Source organism: Pseudomonas tolaasii NCPPB 2192 (genome assembly GCF_002813445.1).
Taxonomy (GTDB): domain Bacteria; phylum Pseudomonadota; class Gammaproteobacteria; order Pseudomonadales; family Pseudomonadaceae; genus Aquipseudomonas; species Aquipseudomonas tolaasii.
This window is the reverse complement of record NZ_PHHD01000001.1, coordinates 6,394,090-6,412,338: the sequence shown is the minus strand read 5'-3', so window position 1 is coordinate 6,412,338 and position 18,249 is coordinate 6,394,090. Positions and strand designations below refer to the sequence as shown.

22 protein-coding genes are annotated in these 18,249 nt (G+C 60.5%); 11 read left to right on the top strand and 11 right to left on the bottom strand.

What is annotated here, in order from left to right; genetic code table 11:
- Positions 1-17: 17 nt before the first annotated feature.
- Together ATI14_RS29250 and ATI14_RS29245 are read right to left on the bottom strand one after the other, a co-directional pair.
- Positions 18-2,528, bottom strand: a complete 2,511-nt coding sequence (locus ATI14_RS29250; protein WP_016972351.1) for an ABC transporter permease — start codon at positions 2,526-2,528, stop codon at positions 18-20.
- Positions 2,528-3,211 carry an ABC transporter ATP-binding protein gene (locus ATI14_RS29245; RefSeq protein WP_016972350.1) on the bottom strand — a complete coding sequence of 228 codons (684 nt, stop codon included), beginning with the start codon at positions 3,209-3,211 and terminating at the stop codon, positions 2,528-2,530. Before ATI14_RS29245 ends, ATI14_RS29250 begins: the two co-directional genes overlap by 1 nt.
- Before the next feature lie 10 nt (positions 3,212-3,221).
- Here ATI14_RS29245 and ATI14_RS29240 point away from each other — a divergent pair, with 10 nt between their 5' ends.
- The 3 genes from ATI14_RS29240 (at position 3,222) to ATI14_RS29230 (ending at position 5,233) form a co-directional block, all read left to right on the top strand.
- Positions 3,222-3,827, top strand: coding sequence for an arylesterase (locus tag ATI14_RS29240; protein ID WP_016972349.1), 606 nt, complete (start codon positions 3,222-3,224; stop codon positions 3,825-3,827).
- A gap of 58 nt (positions 3,828-3,885) precedes the next feature.
- Positions 3,886-4,179, top strand: coding sequence for a hypothetical protein (locus tag ATI14_RS29235; RefSeq protein ID WP_016972348.1), 294 nt, complete (start codon positions 3,886-3,888; stop codon positions 4,177-4,179).
- An 82-nt stretch (positions 4,180-4,261) separates the two neighbouring features.
- Positions 4,262-5,233 (top strand): L,D-transpeptidase family protein, encoded by a 972-nt coding sequence (locus ATI14_RS29230; RefSeq protein ID WP_016972347.1) that lies wholly within the window; start codon positions 4,262-4,264, stop codon positions 5,231-5,233.
- A gap of 132 nt (positions 5,234-5,365) precedes the next feature.
- Here the strand turns inward: ATI14_RS29230 and oprI are convergent, their stop codons facing one another.
- Positions 5,366-5,617, bottom strand: coding sequence for an outer membrane lipoprotei OprI (gene oprI / locus ATI14_RS29225; RefSeq protein ID WP_003172710.1), 252 nt, complete (start codon positions 5,615-5,617; stop codon positions 5,366-5,368).
- A gap of 612 nt (positions 5,618-6,229) precedes the next feature.
- On the opposite strand from oprI, the gene ATI14_RS29220 reads away from it, so the two are divergent.
- The gene (locus ATI14_RS29220; protein WP_003233387.1) at positions 6,230-6,511 is read left to right on the top strand and encodes a GNAT family N-acetyltransferase; all 282 of its coding nucleotides are present in this window, start codon (positions 6,230-6,232) and stop codon (positions 6,509-6,511) included.
- A 78-nt stretch (positions 6,512-6,589) separates the two neighbouring features.
- Here the strand turns inward: ATI14_RS29220 and ATI14_RS29215 are convergent, their stop codons facing one another.
- Both ATI14_RS29215 and ATI14_RS29210 read right to left on the bottom strand, forming a co-directional pair.
- Complete coding sequence (locus tag ATI14_RS29215; protein ID WP_016972346.1) at positions 6,590-7,666, bottom strand: 3-deoxy-7-phosphoheptulonate synthase; 1,077 nt, start codon at positions 7,664-7,666, stop codon at positions 6,590-6,592.
- A gap of 130 nt (positions 7,667-7,796) precedes the next feature.
- Entirely contained in the window at positions 7,797-8,231 is a 435-nt protein-coding gene (locus ATI14_RS29210) for a PilZ domain-containing protein (protein ID WP_016972345.1), read from the bottom strand.
- Between ATI14_RS29210 and ATI14_RS29205 the strand changes: the two genes are divergently transcribed.
- The 5 genes from ATI14_RS29205 to cysB all read left to right on the top strand — a co-directional run bounded on the left by ATI14_RS29205 (position 8,230) and on the right by cysB (position 12,178).
- Positions 8,230-8,616 (top strand): YbbN family protein, encoded by a 387-nt coding sequence (locus tag ATI14_RS29205; RefSeq protein WP_016972344.1) that lies wholly within the window; start codon positions 8,230-8,232, stop codon positions 8,614-8,616. The two genes, ATI14_RS29210 and ATI14_RS29205, sit on opposite strands and share 2 nt — an antisense overlap.
- Positions 8,613-9,575, top strand: coding sequence for a putative 2-dehydropantoate 2-reductase (locus ATI14_RS29200; RefSeq protein ID WP_016972343.1), 963 nt, complete (start codon positions 8,613-8,615; stop codon positions 9,573-9,575). The genes ATI14_RS29205 and ATI14_RS29200 overlap by 4 nt, the downstream gene beginning before the upstream one ends.
- Before the next feature lie 39 nt (positions 9,576-9,614).
- Complete coding sequence (locus ATI14_RS29195) at positions 9,615-10,532, top strand: 5'-nucleotidase (protein WP_016972342.1); 918 nt, start codon at positions 9,615-9,617, stop codon at positions 10,530-10,532.
- A 66-nt stretch (positions 10,533-10,598) separates the two neighbouring features.
- Positions 10,599-11,099 (top strand): universal stress protein, encoded by a 501-nt coding sequence (locus tag ATI14_RS29190; protein WP_016972341.1) that lies wholly within the window; start codon positions 10,599-10,601, stop codon positions 11,097-11,099.
- A 104-nt stretch (positions 11,100-11,203) separates the two neighbouring features.
- The gene (gene cysB, locus ATI14_RS29185; RefSeq protein ID WP_012722988.1) at positions 11,204-12,178 is read left to right on the top strand and encodes an HTH-type transcriptional regulator CysB; all 975 of its coding nucleotides are present in this window, start codon (positions 11,204-11,206) and stop codon (positions 12,176-12,178) included.
- A 70-nt stretch (positions 12,179-12,248) separates the two neighbouring features.
- Here cysB and ATI14_RS29180 read toward each other — a convergent pair whose 3' ends face one another.
- The gene (locus ATI14_RS29180; RefSeq protein WP_031320072.1) at positions 12,249-12,731 is read right to left on the bottom strand and encodes a GreA/GreB family elongation factor; all 483 of its coding nucleotides are present in this window, start codon (positions 12,729-12,731) and stop codon (positions 12,249-12,251) included.
- Positions 12,732-12,736: 5 nt separating this feature from the next.
- Positions 12,737-13,105 carry an alpha-amylase family protein gene (locus ATI14_RS29175; protein WP_026082957.1) on the bottom strand — a complete coding sequence of 123 codons (369 nt, stop codon included), beginning with the start codon at positions 13,103-13,105 and terminating at the stop codon, positions 12,737-12,739.
- A gap of 132 nt (positions 13,106-13,237) precedes the next feature.
- Here ATI14_RS29175 and earP point away from each other — a divergent pair, with 132 nt between their 5' ends.
- Together earP and ATI14_RS29165 are read left to right on the top strand one after the other, a co-directional pair.
- Complete coding sequence (gene earP / locus ATI14_RS29170) at positions 13,238-14,371, top strand: elongation factor P maturation arginine rhamnosyltransferase EarP (protein ID WP_016972338.1); 1,134 nt, start codon at positions 13,238-13,240, stop codon at positions 14,369-14,371.
- A gap of 49 nt (positions 14,372-14,420) precedes the next feature.
- The gene (locus tag ATI14_RS29165) at positions 14,421-14,993 is read left to right on the top strand and encodes an elongation factor P (RefSeq protein WP_003172723.1); all 573 of its coding nucleotides are present in this window, start codon (positions 14,421-14,423) and stop codon (positions 14,991-14,993) included.
- A 66-nt stretch (positions 14,994-15,059) separates the two neighbouring features.
- Here the strand turns inward: ATI14_RS29165 and ATI14_RS29160 are convergent, their stop codons facing one another.
- The 4 genes from ATI14_RS29160 to ATI14_RS29145 form a co-directional block, all read right to left on the bottom strand.
- On the bottom strand, positions 15,060-16,076 hold the full coding sequence (locus ATI14_RS29160) for an alpha/beta hydrolase (protein ID WP_016972337.1): 1,017 nt from the start codon (positions 16,074-16,076) through the stop codon (positions 15,060-15,062).
- A 30-nt stretch (positions 16,077-16,106) separates the two neighbouring features.
- The gene (locus ATI14_RS29155; RefSeq protein ID WP_016972336.1) at positions 16,107-16,526 is read right to left on the bottom strand and encodes an organic hydroperoxide resistance protein; all 420 of its coding nucleotides are present in this window, start codon (positions 16,524-16,526) and stop codon (positions 16,107-16,109) included.
- Between the two features lie 239 nt (positions 16,527-16,765).
- Positions 16,766-17,218 (bottom strand): MarR family winged helix-turn-helix transcriptional regulator, encoded by a 453-nt coding sequence (locus ATI14_RS29150; protein ID WP_017253864.1) that lies wholly within the window; start codon positions 17,216-17,218, stop codon positions 16,766-16,768.
- Between the two features lie 79 nt (positions 17,219-17,297).
- The gene (locus ATI14_RS29145) at positions 17,298-18,248 is read right to left on the bottom strand and encodes a LysR family transcriptional regulator (RefSeq protein ID WP_016972334.1); all 951 of its coding nucleotides are present in this window, start codon (positions 18,246-18,248) and stop codon (positions 17,298-17,300) included.
- Position 18,249 lies beyond the last annotated feature (1 nt).

Genomic DNA, 18,249 nt, shown 5'->3' with positions numbered 1-18,249 from the left:
TGCGGGCCATTCTTGTTTCAGCCTTCGCGCAGTACCGTCAGCGGGCTGGCATTCAACGCACGGCGTGTGCCGAACACGCCGGCCCCGCCGATCAGCACCGCGCCGATCACCGGCAGCAGCAATAGCCATGGGTGAGGGTGCCAGGCCAGATCAAACGCATAGCGGTACAGCACCCCTGTCACCAGCTCTGTGCCCAATGCCGCCAGCAGGCCGCTGACCGCGCCCAGCAGACCGAATTCGATACGCCGTGCCTTGACCAGCAACCTGCGCTCGGCCCCCAGCGCCCGCAGTAGCGCACCTTGGCGGATCCGCTCGTCGAGTGTGGCCTGCAGGCCGGAGAACAGAACGGCCATTCCCGCCGCCAATACAAACAGCAGCACGTATTCCACGGCCAGGGTCACTTGGGCAAGGATGCTGCGCAATTGCTCCAGCAAGGCCTCGACTTGCAAAATGGTGACGGCCGGGAAGGCGCGCGAGAGGTCGACGATCTGTTGATCATTCCCAGGTGCCAGATAGAAGCTGGTCAGGTAAGTTGCGGGCAGGTCCTTCAAGGTGCCGGGCTGAAAGATCATGAAGAAGTTGGGCTGGAAGTTGTCCCAATTGATCGTTCGCAGGCTGGTGACACGAGCCTCGCGGTTTTCACCGCCGACTGTGAACACCAGATGGTCATTGAGCTTGAGCTTGAGGCTTTCAGCAACCTTGGCTTCCACGGACACGCCGGGGATTTCATCGCCCGGCTGCTGCGACCACCAGGCGCCCGCGGTCAGAACGTTGCCCGGTGGCAGGTCGGCTGCCCAGGTCAGGCTCAGGTCACGCTGCACGGCGCGGTCGCCGCTGGAGTCCTTGCTGACGATCTGTTGTACCGGTTCTCCGTTGATGCTGATCAGGCGTCCGGGCACCACCGGATACAGCGGGGCCGATTGCGCTTGCAGTTCCAGCAACCGTGCACCAAAGGCGTCCTTGTCGGCGGGCAGGATGTTCAGCGCGAAATAGTTGGGGGCATCTTTGGGTAACTGGTTCTGCCAGGTGTCCAGCAACTCGCCGCGTAACAGGGCGATCAAACCCATGGATAGCAGAATCAGGCCGAACGCCAATGATTGGCCGGCAGCTGCCAATGGATGGCGCAACAATTGGCCAAGCCCCAGGCGCCAGGGCAGTGAAGCGCGCGCCAGTAGACGCCGCAGACTTTGCAGCAGCAACAAAAGCAGGCCGCCGAGGATCAGCGCAGCCACCACGCCGCCGCCCAGCAACGCGAAGGTCAGCACCAAATCGAGACTCAGGCGCCACATGATCAGGCCGAGTGCGAACAGCGCGGCGCCGTAGACCATCCAGGTGCTGGACGGGACAGGCAGCAAATCGCGGCGCAGAACCCGCAATGGAGGCACGCGACCCAACGCTGCCAGAGGCGGCAGGGCAAAGCCGGCGAGGGCGACCAGCCCGGTGCCGATGCCCGCGACGGCCGGCAGCAGCCCGCCCGGCGGCACGTCGGCGGGAAGCAAGTCGTGCAAGAAATAAAACAGACCAAACTGCGCCAGCCAGCCCAGTACCGCGCCGGCCAGGCTCGCGAACAGGCCCAACACGCTCAGTTGGAAGGTGAAAAGCAGCATGGCTTCACGTCGTGACAACCCCAGGCAACGCAGCAATGCACTGGCGTCGAAACGGCGACTGGCAAAGCGGTTGGCCGACAGCGCCACCGCTACACCGGCCAGCAGCACCGCGACCAGACTGGCCATATTCAGGTAGCGCTCGGCTTTGCCCAGGGCACCACCGATCTGCTGGTTGCCGTCCCGCGAGTCCTGCAAGCGCTGGTTGGCGGCGAGCCCCGGCTTGACCAGGTCGCGATAGGTTTGCAGCACCGTCGTGCCTTGGGGCGCACGCCACAGTTCGCGGTAGCTGACGCGGCTGCCGGGCTGGACCACGCCGGTGGCGTCCAGGTCCGCCAGGTTGATCATTACGCGCGGTGTCAAACTGTAGAAATTGCCGGCGCGATCCGGCTCGTAGGTCAGGATGCGCGCCAGGCGCAAGGTCTTCATGCCCACATCGATGCTGTCGCCGACCTTCAGGTTCAGCGCCGTCAGCAACCGTGCTTCCACCCAGGCCTCACCGGGTTTCGGGCCGCCGCCCGGTGTTTCAGTACCAAACGGCTCGGCAGCACTTTTCAATTCGCCACGCAGCGGATATTGCTCGTTGACGGCCTTGATGCTGGACAGCTGGATGCCGTTGTCCGTCGCGATGACGCTGGAAAACTCGACGATACGCGCGTGGTCCAGGCCCAGTTCGGTCCCGGATTTGATCTGCTCCGGGCGCGCTGGCGAGCTGCCTTCCAGCACCAGGTCTGCCCCCAGAAACTCGGTGGCGCGCAGCAGCATGGCGCCATTGAGGCGCGCGCCGAAGTAGCCGATGGCGGTACTGGCCGCCACGGCTACCAACAGCGCGAAGAACAGGACGCGCAACTCGCCGGCGCGGGCATCACGCAGCAATTGGCGCATGGCAAGGCTGAACAGGCGCAACAGCGGCAAACGTGCCATCAAGGCTCCAGGGGCGCGACCATCAGGCCGGCTTCAAGGCGGATCAGGCGTCGGCAACGATGGGCCAGACGCTCGTCGTGGGTGACCAGCACCAGGGTCGTGCCGCTTTCTTTATTGAGCTCGAACAGCAAGTCGCTGATGCGCTCGCCGGTGTGGCTGTCGAGGTTACCGGTGGGCTCGTCGGCAAACAGCACATCCGGCTCGGCAGCGAACGCGCGGGCAATGGCGACGCGTTGTTGCTCGCCGCCGGAGAGTTGGCGCGGCGAATGGGTGAGACGCTGGCCGAGGCCGACACGTTCCAGCAGGTGTTTGGCGCGCTCGCGGGCGTCTTTGCGGCCGTCCAGTTCCAGCGGCAGCATGACGTTTTCCAGCGCATTGAGGCTGTCGAGCAACTGGAAGGATTGGAACACGAAGCCCACGTGCTCGGCACGGATGCGTGCGCGCTGGTCTTCATCCAGCGTGCTCAGGGCCTGGCCGGCGAGGGTGACTTCGCCGCTGCTGGGCAGGTCGAGGCCGGCCAGCAGGCCGAGGAGGGTGGATTTGCCGGAACCGGAGCTGCCGACGATGGCCAGGCTGTCGCCCTTGTTCAGTTCCAGGCTCAGTTCGTGCAGGATAGTCAGTTCACCTTCCGCGCTGGGAACCACTTTGCTAAGGTTCCGCGCGGTGAGAATGCTTGCGCCCATGGAGAATCCGATGCGAATGTGGTTTTTGAGTGCTGGCCTGGCCTTGATGTGCATGGCCCAGAACGCAGCGGCGGGTACAGTCCTGATCGTTGGCGATAGTATCAGTGCCGGTTTCGGCCTGGATACCAGCAAAGGGTGGGTGGCCTTGCTGGAACAACGTCTCAAACAGGAAGGTTTCGACGATAAAGTGGTCAACGCTTCCATCAGTGGCGACACCAGCGCCGGGGGGCTCGCCCGGCTGCCGGCGGCGCTTGCAGAGCATAAGCCGGATGTGGTGATCCTTGAGTTGGGTGGCAACGATGGCCTGCGCGGCCAGCCCCCGGCGCAATTGCAACAAAATCTTGCTTCGATGATTGACCAGTCCAAAGCAGGCGGCGCCAAGGTCTTGCTGCTGGGTATGCAGTTGCCGCCCAATTATGGCCCGCGCTATACCACCGCGTTTGCCAAGGTGTATGGCGAGTTGGCAGCGGAAAAAAATATCCCGCTGGTGCCGTTTTTTCTTGAAGGGATTGGCGGTCATCCAGAGTTGATGCAGGCCGACCAGCTTCACCCTGCAGTCGGTGCCCAGAGCAAGTTGCTGGAAAATGTCTGGCCGACGCTAAAACCGCTGCTATGACGCTTCTCTCGCAGCAGGCTTTCGGCTAAGGTGGCGCCCCCCCGATTTGGAGCCCCCGATGTCGCGTCCTGCCTGGTCCCTGTTTAACTACCAACTGATCGAGCCGGACGAGCAGTTGGATCTGTTCGCCTGCCAGGAAGTCAGGGTGCATCTGGTGGCGCGTCAACTGGAATTGGGCGGCTCGATCGATCGCACGTTGTGCGGCACTTTATTACCGGCGCAACCACGCTGGTCGTCGGTGGATCGCTCGATCTTCCAGGACCAGCGGCTCTGCCCGTTGTGCCGCGCCATTCTCGAATCGCAAAAACGCGGCACACCGCCGATCTGGCCGGAGCTGCGCTTCGAGCTGTAAGCACGGCTGTCTGATGCTTGCCGCGCGCTTCACGTATACAATCAGCTTTTTCCTACCCGTCGTTCTGCGAAGGATTTTCCGGATGTTGTCGCGCCTTTCCGTCGTCACCTGCTGCCTGTCTCTCGCTGCCGTTTGCGCCGCCGGTTCGGCCTGCGCCTTGCAACTGCCCTTGCCGCCGCCCGGTGAGGACATTGTCGGTCAGGTCCAGGTGATCAAGGCCAAGTACGAAGATACCTTTGCCGACCTGGGCACGACCTACGACCTGGGGTATTCGGAAATGGTTGCGGCCAACCCTGGCGTTGATGCCTGGCTGCCCGGCGCCGGTACCGATATTGTGCTGCCTACGCGTTTCATCCTGCCGCCGGGCCCGCGGGAAGGCATCGTGATCAACCTGGCGGAATACCGGCTCTACTACTACCCCAAGGGTCAGAACGTCGTTTATACCTTCCCGCTGGGGATTGGCCGTGAAGGTTGGGGATCACCGGTTGCGCACACCACCATCACGGGCAAGATCCCCAACCCGACGTGGACGCCGCCAGCCTCGATCAAGGCCGAACACGCCGCCAATGGTGACCCGTTGCCCAACGTGGTGCCGGCCGGCCCGGATAACCCGCTGGGGCCGTTCAAGTTCACCCTCGGCACGCCGGGTTACCTGATTCACGGTTCCAACATGAAATTTGGTATCGGTACGCGTACAAGTCACGGTTGCTTCCGCATGTTCAACAACAATGTGCTGGAAATGGCCGACATGGTGCCGGTAGGGACCTCGGTGCGCATCATCAATGATGCCTACAAGTTCGGCAGCAGCGGCGGCAAGGTGTACCTCGAAGCGCACACACCGCTCAATGACGACGGCACACCGTCGGTGGTCGACAAACACACGGCGGTGATCAACGCCTTGCTCAAGCGTGAAGACCTGGCCAACAACCTGCGAGTGAACTGGGATCAGGTGCGCGACGTGGTGGCAGCTGAAGATGGTTTGCCGACCGAGATCGGCGTACCGGGCGGTAACGCGCCGGTGGCTTCCAGCACGCCGGTTGACTTGCAGCAATAAGCTGCCCGATCAAAAGCCCGCCCCAGCCTTGCGCTGCGGCGGGCTTTTTATTGCCCGATTCATCACTGAATCGCGGGCAATAAAAAAGCCGACCCAAGAATGGATCGGCTTGGTAACAACCCCGAAGGATTATTACTTGCGGCTTGCTTTTTCAAGCATGCGCAGAGCGCGCTCGTTAGCTTCGTCAGCAGTCTGTTGTGCTTTTTGAGCAGCAGCCAGAGCTTCATCAGCTTTACGGTAGGCTTCGTCTGCACGAGCCTGGGAGCGAGCTGCTGCGTCTTCAGTTGCAGTCAGACGAGCTTCGGTTTCTTTGGAGACGCTGCTGCAACCGGTAGCCAGAACTGCGGCCAGAGCCAGAGCAGAGAATTTCAGAACGTTGTTCATCGTGTTCCCCTTCAAGGACTTTCTATTAAATGGCTACTGTCTCAGAGTGAGCTGATAGCCGGCGTACATACTACTCATTACTTGTAGTAAGTAAACTGACGTAGCGCAAGAAGCAAAAAAAATTCTTGCGCCGATTCTATTTTGGCTAATCTTTTGGAGGTTTGTATAAAAACTGTCCAGTTTTTTTCGTTTTACCGGGAACTGGATCCAGTCTGAAAGGTCCGGCCCGCATGTGTCAGGCGCGTTGGACAGGTAAAATTTTATATATCTACGATGACACTTCAGTAACGCCGGCCTTTACTGTACACGGCATCTTTCACGCATGTAGAGGTGACTTTAAGAGCGTTAGTTCGTCTCAAGCTTCAACTGCCGGCAATGTTCAGGCTATCGATCGCAGGTTGATCGAAGCCCTTTCTGTAACCGCCAGCGGCAGGGGATGACAGGCGCGCCTTGAGCTATTGCAGCATTGGTGCCTACTATTCCCTGTGTGCTGGTTGTGAGCGCTATGGGTTTTCTCGCTGTCGGAACCGGCACGGGGTGGCGTAGATGTTCCTTCGCCGGAAAAACATCGGTAAGGTAGGGGTCGAAATTCAAGACCCGCGAGGAGTAGTGATGAGCGAGGCGTTGTCCATCCACCATGACCAGGCAGGTCATCAGTTCGAGACCAATGTGGACGGTCATCGTGCCTACCTGACCTACATGGACCTCGGGAAGCAGACCCTGGATATCTATCGCACGTTCGTGCCCAACGCGCTGCGCGGCCGTGGCATTGCCGCCGCGCTGACCGAAGAAGCGTTGAAGTTCGCGGAAGAGTCCGGCTACACAGTGATCCCGTCCTGCTCTTACGTCGAGCGTTACATGGAGCGTCACCAGCGCCATGCCGCGAAGCTGTAAGACGCAACTGCACCACGAAAAACGCCGGGCTTAGCCCGGCGTTTTTGTGTGCGCCTGGTTTCAGGCGCGCAGACGAACTCAGGTGCGTTTGCGTTTCGGCAATACGTCCTTGAGCTTGGCGTGCATGCTGCGCAAGGTGGTCTCGGTGGCAGACCAGTCGATGCAGGCATCGGTGATCGACACGCCGTATTGCAGGTCGGCCAGGTCTTTCGGAATCGCCTGGCAGCCCCAGTTCAGATGACTTTCGACCATCAGGCCAATAATCGACTGGTTGCCTTCCAGAATCTGGTTGGCGACGTTTTCCATCACCAGCGGCTGCAGGGCCGGGTCCTTGTTGGAGTTGGCGTGGCTGCAGTCGACCATGATGTTTGGCTTGATCTTCGCCTTGTTCAGCGCCTGCTCGCACAGCGCAACGCTGACCGAATCATAGTTGGGCTTGCCGTTGCCGCCGCGCAATACCACGTGGCCGTAGTTGTTGCCCTTGGTGGTGACGATGGACACGCCACCTTCCTGGTTGATACCCAGAAAGCGATGCGGGCTCGAGACCGATTGCAGTGCGTTGATCGCAACCGTCAGGCCGCCATCGGTACCGTTCTTGAAACCCACCGCCGAAGACAGGCCGGAGGCCATTTCGCGGTGAGTCTGGGATTCGGTGGTGCGCGCACCGATGGCCGACCAACTGATCAGGTCCTGCAGGTACTGCGGAGAGATCGGGTCGAGCGCTTCGGTCGCGGTTGGCAGGCCCATTTCGGCCAGGTCCAGTAGCAATTGACGACCGATGTGCAGGCCATCCTGAATCTTGAACGAGTCGTCCAGATACGGGTCGTTGATCAAGCCTTTCCAGCCGACCGTGGTACGCGGCTTCTCGAAATACACACGCATCACCAGGTACAGGGTGTCGGACACTTCCGCCGCCAGTACTTTCAGACGCTCGGCGTATTCGTGGGCAGCCTTGAGGTCGTGGATCGAGCATGGGCCGATCACTACGAAGAGGCGGTGGTCGGTGCCGTCGAGGATGTCACGGATGACTTCGCGGCCCTTGGTGACGGTCTGCAGGGCAGCGTCGCTCAAGGGGATTTCGCGTTTGAGCTGATCGGGCGTGATCAGGGTCTCGTTGGATTCGACGTTAAGGTCGTTGATCGGTAAATCAGCCATCGTGTTACTCGTCAGGGTCACGGGTGCCGGCCGCCAGCCATCCCCGTGCGGCGGGCACAGCATGATTTGAATGCAGGGGGGAGGAACCTTAGCGCGTAACACGGGCCGGCGACAATGGGCAAAGCCGGGTTTAATCCAGCGCCGGCTGCACAAACGTCTCATGGGCGAACTCGCCGGCATGGCGTGAAACCCACTCGCGAGCCAGGGTTTCGAGTTGCGCAGGGGTTGGCTCAGTGTGTTCATGCAGGCGGCAGTAGCGTTCGATCTGGCACACTTGTTCGCCCATCCGCGCGCCAAACAAGGCGTGTTCATCGGTAAACGAGATGCCGATGCGGTAGCCGTTTTCCACCTTGCGGCACCAGGCCACATAGCCCGGATAGCGGGCGCTGGCGCCCAGGGTCGGGATACGCAGGTCCACGGCAGTCCCCTGGCGCCACGCACGCGGGCAATTGCAGGCGACGCCGCCCAGGCCGATAGTGTGCAGGCGTTGGCGGGGAATGGCGGGAGCGGGACGTTGGATTAACTCGACAGCGACATCATCAGGGTGAGGTAAAAAACGACCCATGTACACGGACTCCGAGCACCGTCCAGTTGACGGCGGTGGCAGCAGTATAGTGAAGGAACTGGAATTGACCGACCTGGATATTGACCAGCAATTGCTGGGATTGCCAGGTATTTCGCTGCTGGTGTTCACAGGCGCAGGCTGTTCGAGTTGCCGCTGGGCACGCCAACAGTTGCCGGGCTGGCCTTTGCCGGTGGACCGCGTGTGCTGGGTCGATGCCGGGCACAATGGCGGGGCGGTCGAGCGCTACGAGATCTTTCATTTGCCCGCGTTGTTCCTCGTGTGCGAGGGTCAGTTTCTCGGGCAATTACACACGCGTCTTGTTAAAACCGACCTTACCGACGCGATTGATCACGCACTGACCCGCACACCAGAGGATTTGCCATGACCGCAGTTGCACCCCAGTCGCCACGCATTGGCATTATCGGCACCGGCGCCATCGGCGGTTTTTACGGCGTGATGCTGGCGCGCGCCGGGTTTGATGTGCACTTTTTATTGCGCAGCGAATATGCCGCGGTCAGCGAACACGGCCTGCGCCTGAACAGCAAACTACACGGCCAATTGCACCTGCACCCGGTGCAGGCTTACGCCAGTGCCGCAGATATGCCGCCGTGTGACTGGCTGCTGGTGGGCACCAAATCCACCGGCAACGTGGACCTTGCCCCCACTATCGCCCAGGTCGCTGCGCCGGACGCCAAAGTGGTGCTCCTGCAAAACGGCCTCGACGTCGAAGACAGCCTGCGCGAACACTTGCCGCCCTCGCTGCACCTGCTGGGCGGTCTCTGCTACATCGGTGTGCACCGTTCTGCGCCGGGCGTTGTCGAGCATCAGGCGCTGGGGCGGGTCAACCTGGGCTACCACAGTGGTACTGCGGGCACTGATGAGGCGCGCCAGCAAGCCATCGTCGAAGAGGGCGCCGCGCTGTTTCACAAGGCCGGTATCGACTCCCAGGCCATGGCCAACGTGCATCAGGCGCGCTGGCACAAGCTGGTGTGGAATGTGCCTTACAACGGTCTGTCCGTATTGCTCGGCACCGGCACCACGGCGATGATGGCCGACGAGTCGAGCCGCGAATTGATCCAGGCATTGATGGCCGAAGTGGTGAAAGGCGCCCACGCGTGTGGCCATGACATTCCCGCCAGCTACGCCGGGCAGATGTTCGCCATGACCGAAACCATGGACGACTACCTGCCCAGCATGTACCACGACCATGTGCACAAACGCCCGCTGGAACTGGCGGCGATCTACGCCCGCCCGCTTGCGGCTGCCAAGGCGGCAGGTTGCGAGTTGCCACGCATGCAGGCGCTGTATCAGGCCTTGAGCTTCATTGACCGGCACAATCGTTGATTCGGCGTGGATTGACGCGCAGACACCGGGGGAAACACCATGGCAAAGGGATTGGGCGACAAACTGGTGCTGGCGATTTCATCGCGGGCGCTGTTTGACCTGAGTGACAGCCACAAGGTCTATGAGGCTGAAGGGGTTGAGGCGTATCGCAAGTACCAGATCGAACACGAGGAAGAGATCCTCGAACCTGGCGATGCGTTTGCGCTGGTCAAAAAACTTTTAAGCCTCAACGCCAGCCTCGGCCGGGCGCGAGTCGAGGTGGTGCTGGTGTCACGCAACAGCGCGGACACCGGCCTGCGCGTGTTCAATTCGATCCAGCATTACGGGCTGGATATTTCCCGCGCGGCCTTCGTGGGCGGGCGTAGTCCATACCCTTATTTGGCCGCTTTTGGCTGTCATCTGTTTCTCTCCACCCATGCCGAAGATGTGCGTAGCGCCCTCGATGCCGGTTTTGCCGCCGCGACAATCTTGTCGGGCGGCGCGCGGCGGGCCTCGAGTGAGGAATTGCGCATCGCGTTTGATGGCGATGCGGTGCTGTTTTCCGATGAGTCGGAGCGGGTTTACCAGTCCGGCGGCCTTGAGGCGTTTCAGGCCAGCGAGCGCGAGTCGGCACGCCAGCCGCTGCACGGCGGCCCGTTCAAAGGCTTCCTCGCGGCGCTTAATTTGTTGCAGCGCGAGTTTGTCGACGATGGGTGCCCGATCCGCACGGCGCTGGTCACCGCGCGCTCGGCGCCGTCCCACGAGCGGGTGATCCGCACCTTGCGTGAGTGGGATATTCGCCTCGACGAATCGCTGTTTCTCGGGGGGCTGGAGAAATCCGCGTTCCTGGAGGCCTTCGCCGCCGATGTGTTTTTCGATGACCAGGCCGGGCATTGCGAGAAGGCCCGGGAAGTGGTCGCCACCGGGCACGTGCCCCATGGCATCAGTAACGAATTGAAAATCCAGACCGGGAGCTGAGCCGGACTGCCCAAGGCGCTGCTAAGCTGATTCAATCTCCGCCATCCTGGCTGACCAGGAGGTTCTATGATCCGTTCGATGCTGTACGCCACGGACCTCGGTCTGTATGCGCCTTACGTGATGCAACATGCGCTGGCACTGGCCCGAACGTTCAAGGCGGATTTGTACGTGATTCACGTGGTGGAGCCGATCGGGCTGTTCGCCGAATCGGTGTTGCAGAGCTACCTTGATGAGAAGGCCTTGAATGAGTGGCAGAGCCAGGGGCTGACCACCGTGATGGCGACGATTGAACAGCGGGTGCTGGACAGTTTTCGCGAGGAGTTGGGGGAAGGGGAGCAGGACCTGCAATTGATTCGCTCGGTGCGGGTGATCCAGGGGGACCCGTGCGAGGTGATTCTCGACCAGTTGCGCAAACTTTCCGTCGACCTGTTGATCGTAGGAAGTCATAGCCATGCAACCGCAGCGGCCACACCGCTCGGACGCACCGCTGCACGGGTGTTGCAACTGTCTACGGTACCGGTTTATCTGGTGCCCTCTTTGCAGCGGCGACGCAGCGATGACATATGACGGGTAGAAAACGATAAAAAGTTCTAGATTTATCCGTATAACCTTTAATATAGTTATATACCGTCGCTGATACCCGTGGCGTCTATCTGCTTTGAGGGACACATATGAAGCTTCAACAACTGCGCTACATCTGGGAAGTGGCGCACCACGACCTCAACGTTTCCGCTACTGCTCAAAGCCTCTACACCTCGCAACCCGGTATCAGCAAGCAGATCCGCCTGCTCGAAGACGAGCTGGGCGTCGAGGTGTTCGCGCGCAGCGGCAAGCACCTGACCCGCGTCACCCCGGCCGGCGAGCGGATCATCACCACGGCTGGCGAGATTCTGCGCAAGGTCGAAAGCATCAAGCAGATCGCCCAGGAATTCTCCAACGAGAAAAAAGGCACCCTGTCGATCGCCACCACTCACACTCAGGCACGTTACGCACTGCCGCCGGTGATCCGCGATTTCATCAAACAATACCCCGATGTGGCGCTGCACATGCACCAGGGCTCGCCGATGCAGATCGCCGAGATGGCCGCTGACGGCACCGTCGACTTCGCCATCGCCACTGAAGCGCTGGAGCTGTTCGGCGATCTGGTGATGATGCCGTGCTATCGCTGGAACCGTTGCGTGGTTGTGCCTCAAGGCCACCCGCTGGCCAAGCTGCCCAAGCTGACTCTGGAAGCCTTGGCCGAATACCCGATTGTGACTTACGTGTTCGGTTTCACCGGCCGTTCCAAGCTCGACGAAGCCTTCAGCCACCGTGGCCTCACGCCAAAAGTGGTGTTCACCGCCGCCGACGCCGACGTGATCAAGACTTACGTGCGTCTGGGCCTGGGCGTCGGCATCGTCGCCAAGATGGCCGTGGACACGGCACTGGACAAAGATCTGGTCGTGCTCGACGCCAGCGAGCTGTTCGAATCCAGCGTCACCAAGATCGGTTTCCGTCGCGGCACTTTCCTGCGTGGCTTCATGTGCGACTTCATCGAAAAATTCGCACCGCACCTGACCCGCGAAGTCATGGCCAAGGCGATCCAGTGCCACAACAAGCAGGAACTGGAAGAGTTGTTTGACGGCGTGGAACTGCCTGTCCACTGATATTGCATAGCTGTGCAGGCTAGCTTGTTGTGGCGAGGGAGCAAGCTCCCTCGCCATAAAAGCGCTTCGGCTATTTGGCCTCGGTAACCGTAAAATGTTGCCGGGCGCCGGCCACCAGAATCTCCACCTCATCACCCTCAAACTTGCCCAGCAGGCTTTTGCCCAGCGGTGAGCGCGGGGTGATGACGGTCACCGGTTGTCCCACCACGTCCACCTTCAAGCCCGCCGCATCCGGCGCCAGAAACAGCCACTGCTGGCGACCGTTCTCGTCTTCCAGCCCCAGCAATGCACCCACTTCTATACCCCGCTGATCATCATAGGCACGCAGCGGCATGCCGTTGCACAGCGCCAGCGCCTGTTTGATCTCCTCGACGCGCCTGGCTTGCCCGGCCGCCAGATAAGAAGCCTCCAGCCCTAACGTGTCGTATTTGTTTTCCGCGATGTTTTCTTCGTGGGTCGCGGTTTCATAAGCGGTTTGCGCAGCACGTTGGGCGATCTCGAGGTCGGCGCAGAGCTTTTCCAGGATCAACAGGTGGACGGCGTGTTTATTCATGGTCATCAATCACAGAATTGCAGGACATTGGCCCGGGTCTTTTCGTTGGGCGCGTTCTGGTCCTGTTGCAGCCAGAACTGGCACTTGGGGTTGGACAGGTTGCGCGCATTGCTTCGAGCCTGATCCAGAGATTGCTGTTGCTCCTGTTTGCGCAGGTTGTCGGTGTACTGCTCAAACATCCGGTTGGGCGGCTCCGGCGCAACGGCAGCCGGTTTGCCCAACTGCTGAACGGCTTGTGCCACAGGCGCCAGGCTTTGCGGGAACAAATAGCGAGAGGCCAGCCAGGTGGTCAGCACAATGGCGATAAACCCCAGCCAAAGGCCGAACGCGATGGCAACACACAGTTTGAACAGTGACAGCGGACGATCCGGCATGGTGGCCTCCTGGCAGGCATTGGCGGGCTGGCGGCGATTGTCGCACAGCCACTGTGCAGAATAATCGCGATCAAGCCTTCTGCATCGGCGCATTTATGCGGACAATCGAGCCTTTGAGTGGTGGAGCCCGGAATGAAAGCCCGCTGGGATATTTTTTGCAGCGTCGTCGATAACTATGGCGACATCGGCGTGACCTGGCGCCTGGCCCGTCAATTGGTGGTGGAACACGCCTGCGACGTGCGTTTGTGGGTCGATGACCTGCGGGCCTTTGAGCGCATGTGCCCTGAGATTGATGTGCAGCTCGGCCAGCAGTGGCAAGAAGGTGTCGAAGTCCGTCATTGGCCGGTCGAATGGCCACCTACCGAGCCCGCCGACGTAGTCATTGCCGCTTTCGCCTGCCAACTCCCGCCGGATTACATGGAAGCCATGGCCGCGCGCGAAGCTGCGCCGTTGTGGATGAACCTGGATTACCTGAGCGCCGAAGACTGGGTGGTGGGCTGCCATCGATTGCCATCGGTGAAGTTCAAGGGCGTGCAGAAGTACTTCTTTTTTCCGGGGTTTCGTGAAGGAACCGGCGGTTTATTGCGTGAGAAGGGATTGCTGCAGCAGCGTCAGGCGTTTCAGCAGGACGCCGTTGCGCAGCGGCAATTCCTGCACGGCCTGGGGATTTTTCCTGCGGTGGGCGCACGGCTAATGTCGCTGTTTGCCTACGAAAATGCCGGGCTCGCCAGTTGGCTCGACGTGTTGGCAGCGGACGGGCGCGCCACCCATCTGCTGGTGCCGGAAGGGCGGATCCTGGGCGATGTGCAGCGTTGGCTGGGTGTGGAAGGGCTGGTCGCGGGGGACGTCCACGAGCGCGAAGCGCTGACCGTGCAGGTCATTGCGTTTGTGCGTCAGGAGCAATATGACCGCTTTTTGTGGTGCTGTGACTTCAACGCCGTGCGTGGCGAAGACTCGTTCGTGCGCGCTCAATGGGCCGGGCGACCGCTGTTATGGCACATCTACAGGCAGGATGAAGACATCCATCTGGACAAGCTCGATGCGTTCCTGGAGCTGTACACCGCAGGCTTGTCTGCGGCGGCAAAGGCGGCGGTGATCACGCTTTGGCAAGCCTGGAATACGGATGGCGATATGACACAACCGTGGAAAATGCTGCTGGAGCACTGGCCCGAAGTCAGCCAGCACGCGCAGGCATGGTGTCTGGAACAAGGCTTGCAGGCCGATCTTGCGACGGCGCTGGTACAGTTTTATGAAAGTTGGATATGATACGCCACCTTGATTTTTGTAAATCCCATCCAAATTTCGGATATATGCAATGAAAACTGGTAAAGAACTGAAACCCGGTACAGTGATCCGTCTCGAAAACGACCCTTGGCTGGTTCAGAAAGCTGAGTTCACCAAGTCTGGTCGTAACAGCGCAATCATGAAGACCAAGCTGAAGAACCTGCTGACCGGTTACAAGACCGAGATCGTTTACAGCGCCGACGACAAACTGGACGACGTGATCCTGGACCGCAAGGAAGCGACTCTGTCCTTCATCAGCGGTGACACCTACACGTTCATGGACACCACCGACTACACCATGTACGAGCTGAACGCCGAAGATATCGAAGCCGTTCTGCCGTTCATCGAAGAAGGCATGGAAGACGTCTGCGAAGCCATTTTCTTCGAAGAGCGCCTGGTTTCCGTAGAGCTGCCGACCACCATCGTGCGTAAAGTGGCCTACACCGAAGGTTCCGCTCGCGGTGACACTTCGGGCAAGGTGATGAAGCCTGCCAAACTGAGCAACGGTACCGAACTGCAAGTGGCCGATTTCATCGAAATCGACGACCTGATCGAGATCGACACCCGCGAAGGTGGTTCGTACAAAGGTCGCGCCAAGAAGTAATTCTGGCCAAACCGTACGAATGAAAAAGCCCGACCATGCGTCGGGCTTTTTTGTGGGCGCTGCGTTTTACTTCAAGTGTTGTTTCAGTTCCTGCGACGCTTGCAACAAGGCCGAACGCACTTCGGGGACCTGGCTGACCACGTTGAGCAAACCGTAGTCGTGAATCATGCCGTTGTAGCGCACGGCGGTCACCGGTACGCCGGCGGCATCCAGCTTGCGGGCATACGCCTCGCCTTCGTCGCGCAGTACGTCGGCACCGGCGGTCTGAATCAGTGCCGGCGGCAAGCCTTTCAACTGATCGGTGGTGGCCCGCAGCGGTGAGGCGTAGACCTCGGCGCGTTGTTTGGCGTCGGTGGTGTAGTTGTCCCAGAACCACTTCATCATGTTTTTGGTGAGGAAGTGCCCTTCGGCGAACTGGTTGTAGGACGCCGTTTCGAAGTTCGCATCAGTCACCGGCCACAGCAGCAGCTGGAATTTGATCGCCGGTGTGCCTTTGTCCTTGGCCATCAGGCTGACCACTGCCGCCATATTGCCGCCGACGCTGTTGCCTGCGACCGCCAGGCGCTTGCCATCCACGTTGATTTCCTGGCCATGCTCGGCCACCCATTGTGTCGCGCCGTAAGCCTGGTTGATTGCGACCGGGTAATGCGCTTCCGGCGAAGGGGTGTAGTTGACGAACACCGCGGCAGCCCCCGAACCCACCACCAAGTCCCGTACCAGACGTTCATGGGTCGGGTAATCCCCCAGCACCCAGCCGCCACCGTGGAAGAACATGAACACCGGCAATGTGCCTTTGACTCCGGCTGGCCGCACGATGGTCAGGTTCAGCGGCTTGCCATCAACCTCGATGGTTTTCTGGCTCACATCCGCTGCGGGCAGGGTCAGCTTCACGCTGGCTTGCGGGCCGGTCAACACCGCGCGGGCGTCCTTCGGTGTCAGTTGCTCCATCGGTTTGCCGGTGCCTGCGTTCAACACATCCAGAAAAGCCTGGGTGGTGTGCTCGACATCGCCGGTAGCGGCGAAGGCGTTGCTGATGGACAGGGCGAGCAGGGTGCCGGTGAGCGCTTTACCAATTGTGTTCATTGTTTTCTCCAGGGGCGGCCGAGGTCATTTTCAGACGGTCACGTGCAGGCGTACATCAACGTTGCCACGGGTGGCGTTGGAGTACGGGCAGACTTGATGGGCAGCTTCGACCAGGCTTTGCGCGTCGTCCTGGGCCAGGCCGGGCAGGTTGATGTTCAGGTCGATGTCCAGACCGAAACCGCCGGGGATCTGGCCGATGCCGACGTGGGCAGTGATCGAAGCGTCATCCGGGATTTTGCGCTTGGTCTGGCTGGCGACGAATTTCAGTGCGCCGATAAAGCAGGCCGAGTAACCGGCAGCGAACAGTTGTTCCGGGTTGGTCGCCTGACCACCGGCCCCACCGAGCTCTTTGGGGGTGGAGAGTTTGACGTCGAGGATGTTGTCGCTGGAAACAGCACGGCCGTCACGGCCGCCGGTGGCGGTGGCTACTGCGGTATAGAGAGTTTGCATGGCTTTTTCCTCTTGGTTTTGGCGCGAAATTTTTGCGCGCTAAGTAGTTGGTGAGGCAAATGTATAGCGCTAATATTTATCGCGCAAGATAAATTTACAAAAATTTTAGTCATCACCCAAAAAATGTGGGAGCTGGCTTGCTTGCGATAGGGGTGTGTCAGTCGATGCGTTCATCGCTGATGTACCGTCATCGCAGGCAAGCCAGCTCCCACATTAGCCATCCGGGCCGGTCTACCGCGTCAGACGTTGGCCTGCAGGTTACTGCGCAGCGCGACCAGGTCGCTCTGGAGCTTGCGCAACTGCTCCAATTGCAGGCCACTGGCCCCCAGGATGCACTGGGGAATGCCCATCGCCTTGTCCTGCAAGGCACGACCCGCGTCGGTCAGTTCCACCACCACCACCCGTTCATCCTCACGGCTGCGGGTACGGCTGAGCAGGCCTTCGGCTTCGAGGCGCTTGAGCAGGGGCGTCAGTGAGCCGGGGTCGGTGAGCAGGCGGCTGCTGATTTCGCCTACCGTCAAACCATCCTCTTCCCACAGCACCATCATGGCCAGGTATTGCGGATAGGTCAGGCCAAGGGCTTGCAGCAAGGGCTTGTAGACCTTGGTCATCAGCAACGAGGTGGAGTGCAGGGCGAAGCACAGCTGGTTGTCCAGCATCAGGGATTCGCACGGATCAGGGTTCTTGCTCATGGCGGTGCCTTAAAAAACGTGTCTGGGCTGGAATCTAGCGGGCAAATCTTTAATGCGCCAGACAATTCTGGCCGGGTGGTCAGACCAACCCACTTTGCAGCGCCAGATCCCATGGCGGCACCGGGCTGAAACGTGACTTCAAGTATTCCAGAAGCAGACGGCTGCGGGCGCTGGCCTGTTGTTCCAGGCGCAGCGCGTAGATGCCGGTGGTTTCCGGGCTGGGCAGGCCGTTTTCGCAAAACAGTGGCAACAGTTCGCCGCGCACCAAGTATTCGCTGGCCAGCCAGGTAGGCAGATGTGCAATCCCCAGCCCGGCGAGGGCACCCGAAAGCAGCGCTTCGGCGTTGTTGGCACCCATGCGGATGCGGCGTGGCCGGTACGTAGCGCGCCGGCCGTCCATTTCGAAACGCCAGGCGAAGGTTGGCGCCAGGCCGTCCCAATCCAGGCCGTCGTGCTCGCTCAGTTCGCTCGGATGAGTGGGCGTGCCACGGCTTTTCAGGTAGGCCGGGCTCGCACAGGCGATCCGTACAATGCTGGCCAGCGGTGTCGCAATCAGCCGCGTGTCCACAATATGCCCGGCGCGCAGCACCAGATCGACCTTGCCCAAGTGCGTGCCCTGCATATCGACGAAACTGTCGATCAAGTGCAGGTGCACATCCAGCCCCGGGTACACGTTCAGAAAGTCGGCAATTACCGGCGCCAAATGCCGGCGACCAAACGCGGCTGGGGCATCGACACGAATCAGGCCTTCCGGCGCATGGCTGAGGGACACGGCTTCGGCGCGCGCCAGCTGCAACTCACTGACTATTCGCCGCGCCCGCTCGGCAAACGCCAACCCGGCAGGCGTCGGCACCACGGCGTGGGTGCTGCGCTGAAACAAACGGCTGCCTACCGAGGCTTCCAGGCTATCGATACGCCGGGCCACCGCCGAAGGCGTCAGTGGATGACGGCGGGCGGCGGCGGAGAAGCTGCCGGTTTCCAGCACATCCAGAAACAGGCCGAGTTGATCGGTGAGGGTATTGGGGTTCATG